Source organism: Kribbella sp. NBC_00662 (genome assembly GCF_041430295.1).
Lineage (GTDB): Bacteria > Actinomycetota > Actinomycetes > Propionibacteriales > Kribbellaceae > Kribbella.
The window spans coordinates 7,378,443-7,398,381 of the sequence record NZ_CP109029.1 but is presented as its reverse complement, the minus strand read 5'-3'; the positions used below and the strand labels follow the sequence as shown (position 1 = coordinate 7,398,381).

The 19,939-nt window shown below is 66.5% G+C and carries 19 protein-coding genes; 16 read left to right on the top strand and 3 right to left on the bottom strand.

Annotated features, from left to right (window positions below; translation table 11 throughout):
- Positions 1–47 precede the first annotated feature (47 nt).
- On the bottom strand, positions 48–1,001 hold the full coding sequence (locus tag OHA10_RS36440; protein ID WP_371403343.1) for a helix-turn-helix domain-containing protein: 954 nt from the start codon (positions 999–1,001) through the stop codon (positions 48–50).
- 136 nt (positions 1,002–1,137) lie between these two features.
- Between OHA10_RS36440 and OHA10_RS36435 the strand changes: the two genes are divergently transcribed.
- Positions 1,138–1,932 carry an alpha/beta hydrolase gene (locus OHA10_RS36435; protein ID WP_371403342.1) on the top strand — a complete coding sequence of 265 codons (795 nt, stop codon included), beginning with the start codon at positions 1,138–1,140 and terminating at the stop codon, positions 1,930–1,932.
- Complete coding sequence (locus OHA10_RS36430) at positions 1,929–2,708, top strand: MBL fold metallo-hydrolase (RefSeq protein ID WP_371403341.1); 780 nt, start codon at positions 1,929–1,931, stop codon at positions 2,706–2,708. The genes OHA10_RS36435 and OHA10_RS36430 overlap by 4 nt, the downstream gene beginning before the upstream one ends.
- A 21-nt stretch (positions 2,709–2,729) precedes the next feature.
- On the opposite strand, the gene OHA10_RS36425 is transcribed toward OHA10_RS36430, so the two are convergent.
- Entirely contained in the window at positions 2,730–4,301 is a 1,572-nt protein-coding gene (locus OHA10_RS36425) for a hypothetical protein (RefSeq protein WP_371403340.1), read from the bottom strand.
- A 197-nt stretch (positions 4,302–4,498) separates the two neighbouring features.
- Here OHA10_RS36425 and OHA10_RS36420 point away from each other — a divergent pair, with 197 nt between their 5' ends.
- Genes OHA10_RS36420 through OHA10_RS36400 form a run of 5 tightly spaced genes read left to right on the top strand, consistent with a single transcriptional unit; the run spans position 4,499 to position 9,847 of the window.
- Positions 4,499–5,587 carry an amidohydrolase family protein gene (locus OHA10_RS36420; protein ID WP_371403339.1) on the top strand — a complete coding sequence of 363 codons (1,089 nt, stop codon included), beginning with the start codon at positions 4,499–4,501 and terminating at the stop codon, positions 5,585–5,587.
- Entirely contained in the window at positions 5,574–6,749 is a 1,176-nt protein-coding gene (locus OHA10_RS36415; protein ID WP_371403338.1) for an NAD(P)/FAD-dependent oxidoreductase, read from the top strand. The genes OHA10_RS36420 and OHA10_RS36415 overlap by 14 nt, the downstream gene beginning before the upstream one ends.
- The gene (locus tag OHA10_RS36410; RefSeq protein ID WP_371403337.1) at positions 6,746–8,035 is read left to right on the top strand and encodes a sugar ABC transporter substrate-binding protein; all 1,290 of its coding nucleotides are present in this window, start codon (positions 6,746–6,748) and stop codon (positions 8,033–8,035) included. The genes OHA10_RS36415 and OHA10_RS36410 overlap by 4 nt, the downstream gene beginning before the upstream one ends.
- Entirely contained in the window at positions 8,032–8,997 is a 966-nt protein-coding gene (locus OHA10_RS36405; RefSeq protein ID WP_371403336.1) for a carbohydrate ABC transporter permease, read from the top strand. Before OHA10_RS36410 ends, OHA10_RS36405 begins: the two co-directional genes overlap by 4 nt.
- Positions 8,990–9,847, top strand: coding sequence for a carbohydrate ABC transporter permease (locus OHA10_RS36400; RefSeq protein ID WP_371403335.1), 858 nt, complete (start codon positions 8,990–8,992; stop codon positions 9,845–9,847). The genes OHA10_RS36405 and OHA10_RS36400 overlap by 8 nt, the downstream gene beginning before the upstream one ends.
- Here OHA10_RS36400 and OHA10_RS36395 read toward each other — a convergent pair.
- The gene (locus tag OHA10_RS36395) at positions 9,780–10,655 is read right to left on the bottom strand and encodes a DeoR/GlpR family DNA-binding transcription regulator (protein WP_371403334.1); all 876 of its coding nucleotides are present in this window, start codon (positions 10,653–10,655) and stop codon (positions 9,780–9,782) included. The two genes, OHA10_RS36400 and OHA10_RS36395, sit on opposite strands and share 68 nt — an antisense overlap.
- Positions 10,656–10,842: 187 nt before the next feature.
- Between OHA10_RS36395 and OHA10_RS36390 the strand changes: the two genes are divergently transcribed.
- From OHA10_RS36390 to OHA10_RS36350, 9 genes are all read left to right on the top strand, one after another.
- On the top strand, positions 10,843–11,598 hold the full coding sequence (locus OHA10_RS36390) for a DeoR/GlpR family DNA-binding transcription regulator (protein WP_371403333.1): 756 nt from the start codon (positions 10,843–10,845) through the stop codon (positions 11,596–11,598).
- A gap of 257 nt (positions 11,599–11,855) precedes the next feature.
- Positions 11,856–13,178: a sugar ABC transporter substrate-binding protein gene (locus OHA10_RS36385; protein WP_371403332.1), complete on the top strand. Its 1,323-nt coding sequence runs from the start codon at positions 11,856–11,858 to the stop codon at positions 13,176–13,178.
- 10 nt (positions 13,179–13,188) lie between these two features.
- Positions 13,189–14,115, top strand: a complete 927-nt coding sequence (locus OHA10_RS36380) for a carbohydrate ABC transporter permease (protein WP_371403331.1) — start codon at positions 13,189–13,191, stop codon at positions 14,113–14,115.
- The gene (locus tag OHA10_RS36375; RefSeq protein ID WP_371403330.1) at positions 14,108–15,001 is read left to right on the top strand and encodes a carbohydrate ABC transporter permease; all 894 of its coding nucleotides are present in this window, start codon (positions 14,108–14,110) and stop codon (positions 14,999–15,001) included. Before OHA10_RS36380 ends, OHA10_RS36375 begins: the two co-directional genes overlap by 8 nt.
- A 56-nt stretch (positions 15,002–15,057) precedes the next feature.
- Positions 15,058–16,473 (top strand): hypothetical protein, encoded by a 1,416-nt coding sequence (locus OHA10_RS36370; protein WP_371403329.1) that lies wholly within the window; start codon positions 15,058–15,060, stop codon positions 16,471–16,473.
- Positions 16,474–16,544: 71 nt separating this feature from the next.
- On the top strand, positions 16,545–17,909 hold the full coding sequence (locus tag OHA10_RS36365) for a hypothetical protein (RefSeq protein WP_371403328.1): 1,365 nt from the start codon (positions 16,545–16,547) through the stop codon (positions 17,907–17,909).
- On the top strand, positions 17,906–19,051 hold the full coding sequence (locus tag OHA10_RS36360) for an SIS domain-containing protein (RefSeq protein ID WP_371403327.1): 1,146 nt from the start codon (positions 17,906–17,908) through the stop codon (positions 19,049–19,051). Before OHA10_RS36365 ends, OHA10_RS36360 begins: the two co-directional genes overlap by 4 nt.
- 60 nt (positions 19,052–19,111) lie before the next feature.
- On the top strand, positions 19,112–19,564 hold the full coding sequence (locus OHA10_RS36355) for an ATPase (protein ID WP_371403326.1): 453 nt from the start codon (positions 19,112–19,114) through the stop codon (positions 19,562–19,564).
- Positions 19,561–19,902: an ArsR/SmtB family transcription factor gene (locus tag OHA10_RS36350; protein ID WP_371403325.1), complete on the top strand. Its 342-nt coding sequence runs from the start codon at positions 19,561–19,563 to the stop codon at positions 19,900–19,902. The genes OHA10_RS36355 and OHA10_RS36350 overlap by 4 nt, the downstream gene beginning before the upstream one ends.
- Positions 19,903–19,939 lie beyond the last annotated feature (37 nt).

Here is a 19,939-nt window from a genome sequence, read left to right as displayed (position 1 = left end):
AGCAAGGTGCAAGCCCTCGCCAGCGCTTCTGCCCGCTGCGTAGCGCGTCACACCGGCCGGTTGAGGGCGCGCCACTCGCGCGGGGACATGCCGTAAGCCTGGCGGAAGCGTCGGGTGAAGTGGGTCGCGTCGTCGAATCCCCAGCCTGCTGCGATGACCGCGATCGGGAGGTGCTTGCTCGCCGGATCCTTGAGTTGTCGGGCGGCGCCCTTGAGGCGTTCGGTGATCAGCCACTGTTCGAGGCTGCGGTGGTGGTCGGCGAACAGCTTGTACAGGTAGCGGACCGACACGTTGTGCGCCGCCGCGATCTGTGCGGGACCGAGCGCCGGATCCCTCAGATGCCTGTGCAGGTACCACGTGATGCGCGAGAACAGTACGTCGGCCATCGCGGGCGACCCGTTGTCGTCGTCCGCGGCGGACGTCAGCAGGGCCCGGACGAGTTGCGTGGTGGCGTCGCCGATCATCCCGGCCGACGGTGTGTCGTGCAACGACTCGAGGATCCCCGGCAGCGCGGTGAGATGGTTCAGGACCAGGTCGTACACCGGGCTGCTCGGGAGTCGGGTAGCCGCCGCGCGGATCGTCTCGACGCTGAGCCCGAGGTCGGCGTAGTCGATCTGGAACGCCTGCGACGCGCCGAGTCCGGTCCAGGCGAAGTCGTACGGCGCGGTCAGGTCGACCAGCATCAGTTCACCGGTCCGGACGCGCCGATCGCGGCCGCCCTGGCTGAACACGCTCGATCCGGTCACCTGCACCGCGAGAGCCAGGCGCTCCGGGCCGCCGATGCGGACATGCTTCGGCGTCCGGACGAGTCGGATCCCGGAGCCCTCGTTGCGGAACAGGTCCGGCGTCCCGAGCTGCCAGAAGTCCATCCGGGCGTGGACCTCGCCGTCCGGATCCTCGTGCTCGACGCGTGACGGTACGCTCGCCGACATCATCGCCGCGTAGAACGCCTCGGCCCGGTCCCGCGGCGGCAGCACAGCGGTGTCGAGCAGCATGGTCATTGCGCCCCCTTCCCCCAGGGATCCGGAGGGCGAACTGTGCACACACAGCCCAGATCCGTGCAGGCAGATCCTATCGAGCGCGACGTTCCGGCAACTACGGTTTTCGGAAATCTCGCGGGAGGGAAGGGACGAGATCATGGCTGCTGACACCATCGTGCTGGTGCACGGTTTCTGGGTGACGCCGCGGAGCTGGGAGCACTGGATCAGCCACTACGAAGGGCGTGGGTTCCGGGTGCTGGCGCCGGGATACCCGGGTTTCGAGGTCGACGTGGAGGCGTTGAACGCCGACCCGGAGCCGATCCTGAAGGTGACCGTGCCGGCCATCATCGAGCACATCGAGTCGGTGATCCGCGAACTCGATCAGCCGCCGATCATCATCGGTCACTCGGCCGGTGGGGCGTTCACCCAGATCCTGCTCGACCACGGCTTCGGCGCGGCCGGTGTCGCGCTGAACTCGGCGCCGACCGAAGGCGTCCGGGTGGTGCCGTTCTCGCAGGTGAAGTCGACCTTCCCGGTCCTGAAGAGCCCGGCGAACCGGCACAAGGCGATCCCGCTGTCGTTCGACGAGTGGAAGTACGCGTTCACGAACACGTTCGACGACGACGAGGCCCGGGCGCTGTACGAGCGCTACGCCATCCCGGCGAACGGCGGGATCCTGTGGGGGAGTGTGCTGGCGAACTTCCAGCCCGGTCACCAGGACACCTGGGTCGACTACCACAACGACGGCCGCGCGCCGCTGCTGTTCGTCTCCGGTTCCGAGGACCACATCATGCCGCCCGAGATCCAGCGGTCGAACGCCAAGCACTACAAGTCGAACACGATCACCGAGATCCGTGAGTACGACGGTTACGCGCATCTCCTGCCGGCGCAGCAGGGGTGGCAGCAGATCGCGGACGACGTACTCGACTGGGCTGTGCAGCACGCATCGTGAGCGAGGCGCGGATCACCCATATCGGCGGTCCGACGACGTTGATCGAGGTCGACGGCTGGCGGCTGCTCACCGATCCGACGTTCGATCCACCGGGCCGGCGGTACGCGTTCGGCTGGGGCTCGTCGTCCCGGAAGCTCGTGGGACCGGCGGTCGCGGTCGGCGAGCTGCCACCGATCGACGCCGTACTGCTCACGCACGATCACCACGCGGACAACCTGGACGACGCCGGCCGGGCCTTGCTGCCGTCGGTCGGGGCCGTGGTCACCACGTACAGCGGCGCGGCACGGCTCGGAGGGGGCGCCGTCGGGCTGCGGCCGTGGTCGGTCCACACCCTGCGGCAAAGTGGCCGGCCGCCGCTGGAGATCACCGCCACGCCGTGCCGGCACGGGCCGCCGCTCAGCCGTCGGATCACCGGCGACGTCGTCGGCTTCGCCCTGCGCTGGCCGGGCCAGGAGCACGGCGCCCTGTGGATCACCGGAGACTCGGTGCTGTACGACGGACTGCGGCAGGTTGGCACGCGGTTCGAGGTCGGCACGATGCTGCTGCATCTCGGCGGCGTGCAGTTCGGGGTCAGCGGCCCGCTGCGGTACACGATGACCGGCGCCGACGGGGTCGAGCTGTGCTCGCTCCTGACGCCGCGCACGGTCGTCCCGGTGCACTACGAGGGCTGGAGCCACTTCCGCCAGGGACGCGACGGAATCGAAGCGGCCTTCGCGGCGACGGCGCCGGAGCTCACCTGGCTCGACCTCGGGAAGCCGGGAACGGTGCCGATCTGATCACTCCGTTCCGCAGACCTCTCACCAGTTGATTGGTCGTAGTTCTGGGCCGACGATGTGGCCCTGGTGGGGGCTGGGGTGTTCCTCGTCGTGGCGGAAGTGGCCGGCGTACCAGACGACCACGTCGGTGGAGTTGATCGATTCGGCGGTCAGGTACTGGTCGAGCCGGCATCGGGTGTCGGCTGGTGTCCCGCCGACGACGCTGACGCCGTCGTCGAGTTCGGTGAATCGGTAGCGCAAGAACCACAGGTCGGCGACGCCGTAGGAGTCGGCGGTGCCGTCTGTTGTTCCTGGGGTGATGGCGTAGCCGCGACCGCTGATGGAGTCGAGTACGCGCCAGCGGCGGGCGAACAGCGAGCGGGTCCGCTTGGTTTCCCGGACGAGCCGCCACCACAGCGGAAGATGGGGGAAGAGCAGGCCGCGTTGCTCGACGACGTCGTTGCCGGCGCCTTCGATGTCGAAGTCCAGGCGCCAGTAGACGTGGTGCTGGTGTGGCATACAGGTGCGTGGATTGCGGGTGCCGGCGAATCCGAATCGCGGCGCGATGGTGCCGTCGTCGCGCAGCCGCCAGTCCGACATGTAGCGGTACCAGCCGGCCTGGACCTCGCTCACGATCCGCAGTTCGCCGTCCTCGTACCAGAAGGCGACGCCTTGGAAGTTTCCGGCGTCCGTACCGGATTCGAGGATCGTTGCCGGTGGCGACGTACACACTCGCCAGCCCGGTCCAACCGGGTCGACTCCGTTGGCGATGAACGGCGTTTCCTGGTTCTGCCAATCGCGGTAGGTGACCCCGTCGTCGTAGAGCACGTTGAGAATCGGAACGTGTGCCTGCCAGAGCACGAGACGGCCGCGGTAGGTGACGTACTTCAGTTCGACGCCGGAACCCTTGCCGAAATGCGATGGCTCGGACGCACGCGGCCGGACGACCACGAGGTTCCACAGCTCCAGTCCGCCACGCAGTACCCGGACGCGGACCCAGTCGCGGCCGCCGCTGTCGGGCATGCTGTTGACACCGACCGGCAGGTGCTCCTCGCAATCCCCGTCCAGCGGATGTGAGAACTCGGGGTCCCACTCCACGACTCGATCTCCGACACCGACGGCGGCGAACCGATGGCGCCGGTCCGACCGCGGGTCGAACACGCCGAGTGCGACCCTGCGTACGACGGATCCGTCCTCCTGTTCGACGTCGGCCAACGGCGGCATCGGTTGGTAGACGACGACGTCGTCCCGGTCCCGCAGTTCGGCGAACTCCCGATCCTCACGGAGCGCCTCGAGCGCGGCGCCGAGTTCCTGGTCGCTCGGATTCGGCCGGAACGAACTCGTCGTCACCTCGACGTCGTCACCATCGAGTCGGCCCCGCACCTCGACCGACCGGTTCTCCCGCGGGTCGAAGATCGTCGCGACGAACGGCGAGCTCTGGTCCCGCTTCCGTCCCGGCAACGTCGGTCCGAGCACCCTCAGAGCGGCCGGGTCGACGTCACCCAACTCCTCGCGGACGCGGTCGTGCCGCACCAGCGCTTCCCGCCAGTGCAGGACCCGCTCGGTCAGTTCGTCCTGATACTCCTCGACGATGATCTCGAGTTCCTCAGCCATGACGTCCCCCTCGTGCTCAGCCACAGAAGCAGTCAATACCTCGGAGGAGAGCGGCCGTGCGTCTGATACCTCACGCTCGTGAGAGTGGCTTCGGTTGAGTGATCAGTTGGAGTGATCAGTTCGTTGGTGGTCTCGGCCGTCGATCGTAGCTTCGTCTCGAATCTCGCTGGTTTCTGATCCGAACTGCGAATCGAGGGATGATGGCCGAAGGACTCGGTGATATCCGGCTGCGCGACTTTGCTCCGGTGTCGATGATGACCGCCGCGGTGACGTCGGTGACAACTCCGGCGGCGCCGATCGTAGACGTCCACAACCATCTCGGACGACGCAACACCGGAGTCTGGCGGGTGCCCGATCCGGATGCTCTGATCGCGACGATGGACGAGTCGGGCGTGGCGACCATCGTGAACCTCGACGGTGAGTGGAGCGACGAGCTCGAGGCGAACCTCGACCGCTACGACCGGCGCTATCCCGGGCGCTTCGTGACGTTCGCGCGAGTGGACTGGACCGACACCTCGACGCCGGGCTGGGGCGACCGGATGGCTGCCTCGCTGAGCGATTCGGTACGCCGTGGCGCGACGGGACTGAAGCTCTGGAAGGACATCGGGCTCCGGGTGCGCGACGAGCGGTCGGAGTTGATCTTCCTCGATGATCCTCGCCTGGAGCCGCTGTGGGACGCGCTGGCCGAGTCAGGCGTTCCGGCGCTCATCCATACCGCCGACCCGGTTGCCTTCTTCCAGCCGCTCGACCGTCGCAACGAGCGGCTCGAGGAGCTGCTGCGGCATCCTGACTGGCACTTTCACGGACCTGACTTCCCGCCGCTGCAGCGATTGCTCGACGCGTTCGAGGCTGTCGTCGCCGGCCATCCACAGGTTCGCTTCATCGGTGCCCACGTCGGTTGCCTCGCCGAGAACCTCGACTGGGTCGAGCAGATGCTCGACCGCTGCCCGAACTATCGCGTCGACCTAGCCGCGCGGATCGCCGAGCTCGGCCGCCAGCCGCGACGCACCCGGGCGCTGATCGAACGTCATCCGGACCGGGTCCTGCTCGGTACCGACTGCGCTCCGCCGGATGTCGAGGACTATCGGATGTACCTGCGTTTCCTGGCCAGCAACGACGAGGCCTTCGACTACTCGTCGAGCGAGCCGCCGCCGACCGGACGCTGGACGATTTCGGGACTCGGACTGCCGGATGCTCTGGCGGCGCTGGTGGAAGGGGACAACGCGCGCGCTTTCATCCCGGCGCTCGCGACCGCTTCGCCAGGGAGCAGCGATGCCGGAGTTTGACCTGATCATCATCGGCGGCGGCATCGTCGGGGCGAGCGCCGCACTGGCCGGCGTCCGCCAGGGCGCGCGGGTGGCGCTCGTCGACGCCGGCCTGGCCGGCCGTGCGACGGACGCCGGCGCGGGAATCGTCTCGCCCGTCGCACTCGACCGTGGTGAGCAGCGTCCGGACTGGACGTCGATGATCACCGAGTGCGTCGGCTACTACCACAGTCTCCTGGCCGAGCTGGATGCTGTTGACCCGGCCGGAGCGGGCTCGGCGACGTTCGAACAGGTCGGCGAGCTGGTCGTGGCCGGCGACGATCCGGACGAACAGGCCGCGCTCGACGCGGTGGCCGAGCGGCTCTCCACCCCGGAGGGACGCCGCGCGCACGGCGTCACGAAGCCGGTCGAAACCGTTGACGGCGCAGACCTCCGCGCCTACTGGCCGGAGCTGCGCGGCGATCTGCGCGGAATCTTCATCGCCGAGGTCGGTCGCGTCGTCGGTTCCCGCCTCCACGACCGGCTGATGACCGCGGCGCGTCGGCGGGCTCGGACCCGATCCGACGGTGCCGACCTCGAGGTGATCCCCGGCGCCGGAAGCCTGGATCCGCAGTACCCGTCTCCGCGGGTCCGCGTCGGGCATCGGGTGCTCGACGGGGGAGCGGTTCTCTTCGCCACCGGCGCCTGGGCAGCATCGGACCTGGCTGCCTACGGTGTCGAGGTCGGCGTCCGTCCGATCCGTGGGCAGCTCGTGCATCTGCGTCTCGACGGCCGGCAGACGGGCATGCGGCCAGTGGTGAACACGCCCGGCGCCGGCTATCTGCTCGGCTTCGACGACCGCATCGTCGCAGGGGCGACCCACGAGGACGTCGGATTCGACGCACGAGTCACGGCCGGCGGCCAGCACGCCGTACTGAGTGCGGCTCTCGCCCTGGCGCCCGGCCTGTCCGCTGCCACTGTCCTCGAGACCAGGGTGGGACTGCGACCCGCGACCAGCGACGGGCTGCCGCTGGTCGGTGCGGTTGCGCCGTCGGTCCACGTCGCCACCGGCCTGGGGGCGTGGGGCCTGACACTCGGCCCGCTGCTCGGCGAACTCTCGGCGCGGCACGCATTGGGGGAAGAACTGCCCGCGCGACTCGACTTCCTCAGCCCAGCCCGCCCCGCTACGAAGGAGTCCCTATGAAGACGGTACGACGAATCCGCCGACGGCTGCTGAGTCTGTTGCTCGTGGCACCTTTGATCGCCGTCGCGGCCTGCTCGGGATCTTCCGGAGCAGGTGGCGACGACAAGCAGGTCACCCTCACCTACGCGATCTGGGACCAGGCCCAGGCGGCCGCGATGAAGCAGATCATCACGGAGTTCCACGCCAAGCACCCGAACATCGACGTCCAGGTCCAGGTCACTCCCTGGGAGAGCTACTGGACGAAGTTGCAGACCAGCGTCACCGCGGGCACCGGACCCGATGTCTTCTGGATGACCATGGTCTACGCCAAGTACTACGCGACCGGTGGCGGGACAGCTCCACTGGACGACCAGATCAAGAAGTCGAAGCTGGACATGAGCGCGTACGTGCCCGCAGTCACCAAGGCCTACACCGTCAACGGCAAGGTGTACGGCGTACCGAAGGACGTCAACGGGTTCGGGCTCTGCTACAACAAGAAGCTCTTCGACGCCGCAAAGGTGAAGTACCCGGACGAGTCGTGGACCTGGAGCGACGTGATCGCCGCGGCTCAGAAGCTGACGAACCCGAAGCAGGGTGTGTACGGTTTCGTCGCGCCCGAGGCCGACGAGCTGAGCTGGTACCTGACCGTGCCGCAGGTCGGCGGTCAGGTCATCTCACCCGATGGCAAGAGTTCCGGGTACGACCAGTCGGCGACGATCCAGGGCATCCAGTTCTGGACCGACATGATCACCAAGTACCACGTCTCGCCGACGCTGCAGCAGACCACCGACACCGACCCGCTGGCGATGCTCACCTCGGGGAAGGTCGCGATGAGGTACTGCGGATCGTGGGAGCCCGAGGAGATCGCCGCCGTCCCGTACGGCAAGGCGAACATCGGCATCGCGCCGTTGCCGGCCGGGCCGGGCGGAAACCGGAACTACTACAGCAACGGACTGGCGAACAGCATGTCCGCCAAGACCAAGCATCCTGATCAGGCGTGGGAGTTCCTGCAGTTCCTCGGATCCGATCGGGCCGCTGAGATCCAGGCCAAGACGGGCACCGTGATCCCGGCGTACCAGGGGCACGCCGACGCGTACGCCAAGGCGATGCCGGAGTTCGACCTGCAGGTCTTCGTCGACCACCTCAAGTACGCGCAGCCGTTCCCGGCCTCCACCGACACCGCCGCCTGGCGGGACGCGGCGACGAAGCAGTTCGCCGACGCCTGGACCGGTAAGTCCCCGGTCGCCGACGTGTCCCGGCACGTCGCGGAGACGATGAACGCCGCGTTGGCGAAGGAACAACGGTGAGCGGCCCGAGCACTGCCACGGCACCGGCCGAAGCCCGCCCGATCCGTCTGCGTACCACGACGGGCGGCCGTCGGCGGCCGCGACCGCCGACCCGGGACAGTGGCTGGTGGGCGTTGCTGTTCCTGCTGCCGGCCGCAGCGGGGCTCGTGATCTTCGAGATCTGGCCGACGTTCCAGACGATCTACTTCTCCTTCACGAGTTGGGGGGCCTTCGGCGGGCACGTGTGGTCCGGGCTGGAGAACTACCGGACGCTGATCGCCGACTCCGACATCGTCCACGCGATCGTCAACACGGCGATCATCAGCGTGATCTCGTTGCTCGCGGTGCCGCTGTCGGCGATCGTGGCAGCGCTACTCAGCCTGCCGGGGATGCGCGGGGTGACCGTCTACCGCACGCTGTACTTCCTGCCGGTGGTCACCCTGCCGGCAGCGGTCGCGCTGACCTGGAAGTACCTCTTCAACGGCGACTACGGCTTGATCAACTGGCTGCTGTCGAAGATCGGCGTCAACGGTCCGCACTGGCTCTCCGATCCCGCCACGGCGATCTTCGCCATCAGCATCGTCGGGGTCTGGGGGTCGATCGGCTACAACATGGTGATCTTCCTGTCCGGCATCCGCGGCATCCCTACCGACTACTACGAGGCGGCGGAGCTGGACGGCGCCGGGCGGCTGGCGCAGTTCTTCCACATCACGGTTCCGCTGCTGACGCCGTCGATCTTCTTCGTCACCGTGATCACGGTGATCAACTCGTTGCAGGCCTTCGACCTGATCTATCTGATGGTCGGTCAGCAGAGTCCGGCGATCGAGCGGACCGAGACGCTGGTCTACCTGTTCTATCAACGTGGGTTCGCCGAGCACGATGGCGGCTACGCGGCCGCGATCGGCGTACTGCTGCTGCTCGCGACCTTGATCCTGACCGCGGCGCAGTTCCGGCTGCAGCGGAGGTGGGTGCACTATGGCTGAGTCGATGCAGGCGCCCGTCCGGCACCGACGGCGTTTCCGGCCGAAGCATCCGATCGCGCACCTGGTTCTCTGTGTGGGTGCGGTCTTCATGGTCGGGCCGTTCCTCTGGCAGCTGTCCACGTCGCTGCAGAGCTTCGGCGAGTCGGTGAGCGTGCCACCGACGTTCCTGCCGCACTCGCCACAGTGGTCGAACGTGACGACCGTGTTCGGTGCGTTGCCGTTCGGCCGGGAGCTGGTGAACACGACCGTGATGACCATCGCCCGGACCGTCGGTCAGGTGCTGTTCAGTGCGTTGGCCGGCTTTGCGTTCGCACGGATGCAGTTCCGGGGCCGTGGAGTCCTGTTCGCGGTCTTCCTCTCGGTGACCATGGTGCCGTACCAGGTGTTCCTGCTCCCGCAGTACCAGATCATGCAGAAGCTGGGGCTGCTGAACACCCTGGTGGCGTTGTTCCTGCCCGGTATGTTCAGTGCCTTCGGCACCTTTCTGATGCGCCAGTTCTTCCGGCAGCTTCCGATCGAGATCGAGGAGGCTGCCCGCATCGACGGTGCGAACATCCTGCAGATCTTCTGGCGGATCATGCTGCCGATGGCCGCACCCGGCATGATCGCGCTCGGCGTGCTGGTGATCATCTGGTCGTGGAACGATCTGCTCTGGCCACTGGTCGTGAACTCGGATCCACGGCAGATGCCGGTCTCTGCCGGCCTGGCCAGCCTGCAAGGTCAGTACACGACGAACTTCCCCGTACTGATGGCCGGCTCGCTGCTGGCGAGCCTGCCGGTGATCATCGTGTTCGTCGTCTTCCAGCGGCACTTGATGAGCGGTATTGCGTTCTCGGGCGTGAAGGGGTGACATGCACCGTCACGCCCAACTCGGCCAACGCGGCGAGTTCGTGAGGATCGGCCGAAGCGTCGGTGACCAGAACATCGATCGCCGACGCGTCGGCGACCTTGGCAACGGTCGTCCGACCGATCTTCGAGCCGTCGGCGACCACCATCAGGCGGTGTGCATGGGTCACCATGGCGTGGTTGGTCCGGGCCTCGGTGTGGTCGTGGGTGGTGACGCCGTTGGTCGCGCTGACTCCGTCCGCACCGAGGATGGCCACGTTGACGCTGATCCCGTTGAACGTGGTCTCTGCCAGGCTGCCGACGAGCTCGAGTGAGCTCGCCCGGATCACCCCACCGGTCATGATCACCTGCAGGTTCGGTCGTGCGGCGACTGCGACAGCGGTGGTGAGCGCGTTCGTCACGATGGTCAGCCGTCGGCGCCGGCCGAGTTCCCTGGCGACCTCGGCGGCCGTCGAGCCACCACCGATCGCCACCGCCAGCGGTCTGTTCACCGGCAACAGGGCAGCGGCAGTGATCGCGATCGCGCGCTTGGCCTGTGGCTCCTTCGTGTCCCGGAGCCGGACCGGCAACTCTCGTCCGGTATTGGCCCGGGCGCCGCCGCGGGTACGGACGACAAGGCCCTGATCCTCCAGGTGCGTCATGTCCCGGCGCAGGGTTGCCGGTGACACCCGCAGTTCATTGCACAGGGCATCTATCGACAACGTTCCGCGCGCGGTCAGCAGGTCGAGGATCTCGACCAACCGCTGGGCACGGCGGGGGGACGGCACCGAGGGTTGGCAAGAGCGCATCGACGAGAGAGCCGCCGTACTCATCCTGGCCTCCTTCGTCGCACCGACGGGCTCGCTGAGCAGGCGATCGCGAGTGCGCAGTTGCGCACACTGACCCGCGCAAATCTGATTCGAAGGTAGTCATCATGAAAACTTCCGGTCAAGGTATTCGAATACATGCGCAAGATCTTGAGCGAGTGCGCAAAACCTGCGCACCTTGTACAGTGCCGTCGTGAGGAAGTCGGAGCGGTTGAGCGCGATCCTCGACCAGGTCGGACTCCAGGGCAGCGTCGACGTCGCCGCCCTGGCCGTCGCACTTGGCGTCTCGGGTGCGACCATCCGCCGTGATCTGCAGGCGCTGAGCCGCAGCCAGTTGCTGGTCCGCACCCACGGCGGAGCCCTGTCCAACGAAGCCGGCGACGAAAAACCGACCCGGGTCAAGGCGATCCTCCGGCAGGCTGAGAAGCGCAGCATCGGTCGCGCTGCCGCGGCCTTCGTCGAGGAGGGCGCCGTCGTCGGTATGACGGGCGGGACCACCGCGCTGGAGCTGTCACGCGCCCTGGCCCAGCGCCGCGGGATCACAGTGGTCACGAATGCGATCAACATCGCGGCTGAACTGGTCGGCCACGCCGGTGTCCGCCTCGTGCTCATCGGTGGCCTCGCACGGTCGTCGTACGAACTGGTGGGGCCGGCCGCAGAAACGATGCTGGCCAACTATCACCTCGACATCGCATTCATCGGCGTGGACGGCCTGACGCCGGAGGAGGGCTGCACGACGTACGACGAGATGGAGGCGCAGACCGACCTGGCATTCCTGCGCCGAGCACGTCGCAGTGTGGTCATCGCGGACAGCTCGAAGATCGGCCGGGTCACCTTCGCACGGATCAGTCGGCTCTCCGACATCACCGACATCGTCACCGATCGGAACGCCCACCCGGACCAACTCGAGGCTCTCGAGCGCGCCGGAGTGAAAGTAACCGTGGTCTGAACAAGGCCTCTCGGCAATCCCAGTAAGTGCGCAAGTTTTGCGCACTTGCTCATCAAGGTGCGCATGTATTCGTATCCCTTGACCACAACTGGTTGTTCCATCTACTTTCAGATCAACTTCGCGCGCCACTGTGCGCATAGCTGCGCAGTGTGTCCTCACGTGATCGGCCCGCGGCCCCGGGTCTGAGCCGTTCCCCCCGCGCGGAGGGACTTCGGCCGGGCGACATCGCCCTTCACATTCACAAAGGAGTCGTATCGATGGGCTTCAACTCATCAGAGACGCGTCGCCGGCGGCGTCGGATCGCCGGCCTCATCACGATCGGGGCCGCGGCGGTGTCACTCGTCGCCTGCTCAGGTGGGGGATCCGGTGACACAGCCGGCGGCAAGGTCACCATCACCTTCATGAACGACCAGGTCGTCGAAGGCATGCCGCTGGGAGAGGCGATTCAGAAGTTCGAGCAGGAGAACCCCGACATCAAGGTCGACGTGCTCCCGGTTCCCTCCGAATCCGACTACGAGGCAAAGATGCGCACCTCGTTGGCCAGCAGCAACCCGCCGGACATCTTCCGGATCAACGACGACTACGTGCAGCAGTTCACGGACAACGGCGCGCTCTTCGACCTCGCACCGGCCGTGAAGGCTGCCGGGCTCAAGGACTCCGACTACGCGCCTCAGGTGTTCAACTTCGGGAAGCAGTCCGACGGTCGAATGACCTCGTGGCAGCTCGGCTACCAGTCCACGATCGTCTTCTACAACGTCGATGCCTTCAAGAAGGCCGGATTGCCGCTCCCACCGGGCACCTGGAGCAGCGACAAGTGGACGACGGAAGACTTCTTGGCAGACGCGCAGAAGTTGACCGACGGCACCAAGATGTACGGCGCGACGGTGAGCGCGGCAACGAACTACGAGCAGACGTTCACGCACAACAACGGCAGCCCGACAGGGGTCTACAGCGCCGACGGCAAGAAGTTCACGCTGGCCGACCCGATCGGGGTCCAGACCGTCCAGTGGGTCGCGGATCTGACGTGCAAGTATCACGTCCAGCCGGCGTGGGCGGATCTGCTGCAGGACAACGCGGACGTCCAACTGTTCGCGCAAGGCAAGACCGCGATGCTGTTCGAGCAGTCCGGGTCGGTGCCCTATCTGCGGCAGACCATCAAGGGCTTCGACTGGGACATCGCGCCACCGCCTGCTGGGACAGCGGACCAGGCCAACGAGGCCAGCGTGGTGAGCTACGGCGTGCCGGCCAAGGCGAAGCACCACGATGCCGCCTTTAAATTGCTCAACTATCTCTCCGGTCCCGAGGCGGGCCAGATCCTGGGCAAGGGCGGCTCGTTCACCCCGGTGAACAACCAAGCGGCCGAGGCAATCTCCAAGGCGAGCACCGGTGCGCCGAAGCACGCCGAGCTGCTGGCCGAGGCAGCCCACCATCTCACTGCTGGGAACAAGACCAGCAACACGCTCGGCGCTCGTGCCATCTACCGTCCGGCGCTCGACCAGGTCTACAACTGCAAGAGCAGTGCTCAGGACGTGCTGTCGGGAGCCAGGCCGCAGGTCGAGCAGGCTCTTGGTCAGGGCTGAGGCCAGACCCATGGCGATTCACACCGCGGTGCGGCGTGCTGAGGTTCCGCCGGAGGTCCGGCGGAACCGGCGCCGCCGTACCCTCGAAGGTTGGCTGTTCGCACTGCCGCTCGTGTTCGGCATCGTGGCCTTCCAGGCTGCGCCGATCGTCGTGTCGATGTACACCTCGTTCACGAGCTGGGACGGGTTCAACTCGCCCCGGCTCGTCGGCGGCCGCAACTACGTCGATCTGATCGCGAACGACCCCATCTTCCTCCAGGTGGTCCGCAACACCATCGTCTTCACGGTCCTGGGTGTGCCGGTGACGGTCGTTCTGGCGCTCGTGCTCGCGCTGCTCGGGAACCTGAAGGTCCCGGGTACGGCGTTCCTGCGCATGGCGTTCTTCACCCCGTACGTCATGAACGTCGTGGCGATCGGGTTCGTCTGGTACTACATCTTTGGTCCGACCAACGGATTGATCAATCAGTTCCTGCGGACCTTGCACATCACCGGGCCGGCCTGGCTCGCCGACTCCGCCTGGGTGATCCCGGCGGTGGTGGTGGTCAGCGCCTGGCAGGGCGTCGGATATCCGATGATGATCCTGCTCGCCGGCCTGCAGGGGATCCCGGAGGAGATGTACGAGGCTGCGCGGATCGACGGAGCCTCTGCCTGGTCACGGTTGTGGCGGATCACCTTGCCGTTGCTGACGCCGCAGATCTTCTTCGTCACGATCTCCCAGTTCATCGCATCGTTCCAGGTGTTCGGGTTGATCTACGTCCTGACCAAAGGCGGCCCCGGCTATTCGAGCAGCGTCTACATCTTCTATCTGTGGCAGGTCGCCTTCCAGCAGGGCAAGTTCGGTTACGCAGCGGCCATGGCCTGGCTGATCGTCGCGCTCATCGCCGTACTGACGTGGATCCAGTGGAAGCTGCAGAAGAAGTGGGTGTTCTATGACTGACCTGGCCGTCGACGACAGACCAGTTCTGGCGGGTGGCGGAGACCGCAAACCTCCCGCACAGGCCAAGCGCAGGTTCCAAGGGCGGCGGATCATCTTGATGATCTTCCTGATCCTGCTCGCGTTGTCGTTCCTGACCCCGGCGTTGTGGATGCTCAACACGTCCCTGCGCCCGGAAGAGCACGTGATGGACTTCCCACCGGGGTTCGCGCTGTCTCATCCGCAGTGGGGCAACTACACGACCGTGCTCCGCAACATGCCGGTCTACTTCCTCAACAGTGTGAAGCTGGCCGTCCTCAATGTGGTCGGCGGCCTGATCGTCTCGTCCCTGGCGGGCTACGCGTTTGCCCGGCTGACCTGGAAGGGCCGCGACGCCCTGTTCGGGATCGTGCTGGTGACAGCGATCGTGCCGAACATCATCTATCTGCTGCCGCAGTACATCCTGTTCCAGAAGATCGGTTGGATCGACACGTTGTTCCCGCTGTGGGTGCCGAGGGTGCTGACTCCGGTCTTCGGGACCTTTCTGATGCGCCAGGCGTTCAAGACGCTGCCGGCCGGTCTGGAGGAGGCTGCGCAGGTCGATGGTGCGTCGACCTTCCGGACCTTTCTGACGATCATGGTGCCGCAGACCAAGCCGGCGCTGGCCGCGGTCGCGATGTTCACGTTCCTCGACTCGTGGAACGACCTGTTCGGGCCGCTGATCTTCCTCACGTCGCCGGACAAGCAGACCCTGCCCATCGGACTGGCCCAGTTCCAGAACGAGTTCTACACGCAGGTCGGGCCGCTGATGGCGGGCGCGACGGTGACCGTCGTACCGGTCTTCATCATCTTCCTTCTTGCCCAGCGGTACTTCATCCAGGGAGTTACCGGCAGCGGCTTCAAGGGCTGATCTGTCCCGATCGTTCCGACCATTCACTCGCTACACCACAAGGAGCACGCATCCAGATGTCAGACAAGTTCGTGGCCATCCAGATCGGTGCCGCGTCGTTCATCGACGAAGGAACCGACAAGGTGCTGGACATCCTCGCCGAACGGGGCGGGGTGAACCAGCTCTTCCTGGCCACACCGACCTGGACCAGAGGCACCGGGGGACGTCAGTTGCCCGGGCACCCGATTCCTGATCACGGCGTCCAGGAGTACGACCTCGACTGGGTCGGTGGAAACTACGCCACGGTTCACCCTGAGTTCTACGGGAACACCGTCCTCGGATCGATCGGCCGGGCACCGGAGCATCCCGGGTACGACATGCTCGAGGACGTGATCCCGAAGGCCAAGGCGCTGGGCATGGGCTCGTACGCCTGGATCGAGGAGTCGAACTACGCCCAGGCCCTGCGCGACTACCCGAACTTCCCGAAGCTTCTCGAGGTCGATCTCTGGGGCAGGCCGACCCTGCACACGTGCTTCAACAACCCTGACTACAGGAACTGGCATCTGAGCATCGTCGAGGACTACGCGAAGTCCTACGATCTCGACGGCATCGCGTGGTGCTCGGAGCGGCCCGGTCCACTCAACCTCGCCATCCAGAAGCCGGTCGAAGCCGGCGAGCTCGGCTGCTTCTGCGCTCATTGCCAGCAGATCGGCCGGAATCTGGGGATCAACGTCGAGCGGGCCCGGGAAGGAATGGGGGCGGTGCTGGCCTGGAACCAGAAGACGTCGTCGGGGGAGAAGGATCCTGACGGTGCGTTCACCTCGTTCTGGCGGATCCTGTTGCGCTACCCCGAGGTGCTGGCCTGGCAGAACCTGTGGACGCAGAGCCAGCGCCAGATGTACGCCGACATCTACGGTGTCGCCAAGGCCTGCAAGCAGGACCTCGAGGTGGGATGGCACGTCTATCACAACATCTCCTTCAGCCCGTTCTACCGAGCTGATCAGGACTATGCAGAACTCGCCAAGGTCTCCGATTTCCTCAAGATCGTGATCTACAACAACTGCGCCGGACCGAGGTTCTTCACCTGGGTCACCTCGATCTGCCGTACGTTGTTCGCCGACGCGACCCCGGCCGAGGTGTACCCGCTGATGCTGAAACTTCTGAACCTGGACGAGGGCGAGTTCGACGACCTGTCCCAGATCGGCTTCAGCGCCGACTACGTCAGGCGGGAAACGGCCCGCGCGAAGGCCGGCGTCGAGGGGACCGGGACAAAGATCTACTCGGGCATCGACATCGACATCCCGGTCGGAATGAAGGAGGAGTACGACCTCACGTCCGGCGACAACCTGACCCACTGCACTCGCGACGGTGTCCGCGACGCGACCGCGGCCGCCTTCAGCGGAGGCGCCGACGGGGTCGTGCTGAGCCGTAAGTACTCGGAAATGCGGCTGGACAACCTGTCCGGAGCCGGCGACGCAGTCCGGAACGGCTGATCAAGTAGAGCGGTAGAACGTCGGCGACGGCGCTCTACCGCTACGACTTCGACGTTCGTGAAGGGGAATCCGTGAGTAAGAATTCCATCGTCCTGATCGGTGCGGGCAGCACCGTGTTCACCCCTGGCCTGATGACCGACCTGGCGTCGTCCCGGACCTTCGACGGCTGGACCGTTCATCTGGTCGACCTGAACGGCGAAGCCGCCGAGACGATGGCCCGGGTCGGCCGGCGGATCGCCGTCGAACGCGGCGGCAAGCTCGAGTTCGTCGCACATACGGACCGCCGGGAAGCCTTGCCCGGCGCACGATTCGTGACGACGACGATCGCAGTCGGAGCCGCAGCCGGCTGGCGCGCCGACGTCGACGTACCGGCCAGATACGGCATCGCACAGACCGTGGGCGACAGCGTCGGTCCGGGTGGCGTACTGCGTGCGCTGCGCCACGTGCCCGAACTCGTGGCGATCGCCCGTGACGTGGCAGACCTCGCGCCCGAGGCACAACTGATCAACTACTCCAACCCGCTGACCGCGAACGTCCGGGCGATCACCGCCGAGACCGGCGTCAAGGCGGTCGGCCTGTGCCACGGCACCAGGCACACTCTCGCCAAGCTGACCGCAGACCTGGGATTCGGGCCCGGCGAGCTGACGGCCGTCTTCGCCGGCCTGAATCATCTCTGTTGGCTGCTCGACCTGCGCCGCGGCGCCGAGGACATGTACCCGCTGCTGCGTCGGTTCGTGGCCGAGCGAGCGGGCGGAGTCGACGCCCCTTCGACCAGCCAGGAAGGCGTCCATCTCCCGGTTTCGGCGGATCTGATGAGGACGTTCGGCCTCTATCCGGCGCCGGGTGACCGTCACGTCGCCGAGTTCTTCGGCGGCTACCTGCGGGCCGCCGACGGTGGACCGGCCGACGACAAGGACCTGCCCTGGGGTCTGCAAGGTGGCCGGGACGCCACCATGCGATACATCGGCCAGAAGGACGACCTGTGGGAGTTGCTGCACGCCCAGGCGGACGGCAAGGCACCCCTCCCGCGGACCGACAACCAAGAAGCGGAGCGCCTGGTGGCGATCGCCGAGGCCATCGTGACCGGGAGAGACCATGTCGAGCTTGCGGTGAACCTGCCGAACGAGGGCAAGATCCCCAACCTGCCACCTACCGCCGTCGTCGAGGTCCCGGCCGTGGTCGGCGCCGCAGGGATCATCGGGCTCGGCGTCGGACCGCTGCCGGAGGGGGTCGCAGCCGTCCTGTCCGCACGAGCACAGCAACAGGAACTCACCGTGCGCGCCGCCCTGACCGGCGACCGGACTCTCGCCCTGCAGGCGCTGGCATTGGACCCGCTGGTCAGCGGTCTTGCGGTCGCCACCAGCATCCTGGACGACGCGATCACCGCGCACGACCCCCTGCTCGACAGCTTCGCGGCCGCGGAGGTGGCTGTGTGACCGGAGTACCGACCACCGCGGACGGCGTGAGCTCGCTGGCCACCTACCAGGAGGTTGTGCAGCAGCCGGCCGTATGGCGTCAGGCGGCCGCGAGCCTGGCGGCCAGGTCGAGCGAGGTCGCCGCGTTCCTCGAGCCGCTGCTGGCGCAGTCCGACCTGAGGATCGTGCTGACGGGTGCCGGTACGTCGGCGTTCGTCGGCGAGGTGCTCGCGCCACCACTGTCGCGAAGTCTGCGCCGGCGGATCGATGCGATCGCTACCACCGACATCGTCTCGAACCCCCGGGAGATGTTCGCCGATGATGTGCCCACGCTGCTGGTCTCGTTCGCCAGGTCGGGCGACAGCCCGGAGAGTGTCGCCGCCACCCAGCTGGCTACGAGCTGCCTGCGATCGGCCCATCACCTGGTCATCACCTGCAACGCGGCCGGCCGGCTGGCGCGCGAGCACGAGGGGTCTGCCTCGTCGCTCGTCCTGTTGATGCCGGCGGCAACCAACGATCGTGGCTTCGCGATGACATCGAGCTTCACCTCGATGCTGTTGACCGCCTGGCTTGCCCTGGCTCCCGACCAGGATCCTGGTCTCACGGACCGGCTCGCCGCAGCGGCCGAACAAGTCCTTGCCCGCTCGGACGACCTGACCCGGTACACCGATCGCCGTTACGACCGAGTCGTCTACCTGGGCAGCGGTGCGCTGGGTGGCCTGGCGAGGGAGTCGGCACTGAAACTCCTCGAGCTCACCGCGGGGAAGATGATCAGCTTCTACGACACCCCACTCGGCTTTCGCCACGGGCCGAAGTCCGTGCTGGACGAGCGGAGCCTGGCGGTTGTCTATCTGTCAAACGACCCGTACACCCGGCGCTACGACCTGGACATCGCTATGGAACTCCGCGCGGCGATGGGCCCGGAGAACGTGCTGATCGTGAACGGACGATCCGACGACCCCGACGTCACGCCCGACACCTGGCAGATCGCCGGCGTGGCCGAAGTCAACGACGCACCGCTCGCGCTGCCCTTCGTGGTGATCGCCCAACTGCTCGCGCTGCAGTTCTCCGTGGCCCTGGGCCGCACGCCGGACAACCCCTTCCCCGCCGGCGAGGTCAACCGCGTCGTACAGGGCGTCACCATCTATCCACTCCAGCCGTGAGCATCCAGATGTGCAAGCGTACGGTTGCAGGACGCTGGCGATCGTGGCAGGATCGGGTACGTGAACGCAGCGACGACCACCCCCGACGGCGAGCTCGATCGGGTTGAGCGGAGTACGGCGATCGACGCATCGGCCGAGGAGGTGTGGGAGCTCGTGTGCCGCCCGGGCTGGTGGATCAACGACGGGGACATCGATCCGGATTCGTTGCCGGCGGCCACCAGTGGGGTGCAGGTCGTCGATCACCCGCAACAAGGCCGCTTCGAGGTCCACACGCTCCGCGCGGATCGTCCTCGCTACCTGTCCTATCGATGGATCGGCGGACGCTCCTCCGCCGACACGCTCGTCGAGTTCTTCCTCGAGGAGCGTGTCGGTGGTGTGACGCTGCGGGTCGTCGAAAGCGGCTTCGAGGCCCTGGCGATGTCGCTCGAAGCAAAGAACCGCCTGGTCGAGGAGCACCGATTCGGGTGGGAGCTCGAACTATTGGCCGTCCGCAAGTTCGTGGTCGCGACGTGAGTGGCCCGGTGCAACCGATCGGCACGGTGCTCTCGGCGCTTGCCGATGACACCAGATGGCAGATCCTGACCTCGCTCGGTGAACAACCCGCCTCGGCATCCGCGCTGGCCCGCCAGTTCCCGGTCAGCCGGCAAGCGATCACCAAACACCTGGAAGTACTGAAGGCGGCAGGGCTCGTCGAGTCCAGATCTGAAGGCCGCGAGCTGGTGTTCCACGCCCTCGGCGGGCAGCTCAGTCGCCTGGCCGAGGAGCTGGAGCGAATGGGACGCGTCTGGGATCAACGCCTGGCCCGCATCCGCCGCCAGGCCGAGCAGACCTCTACGTCGCGCCGCCGGTAAAACCTTTGCAACTCGGCAGGCGTACACCCATGCCGTC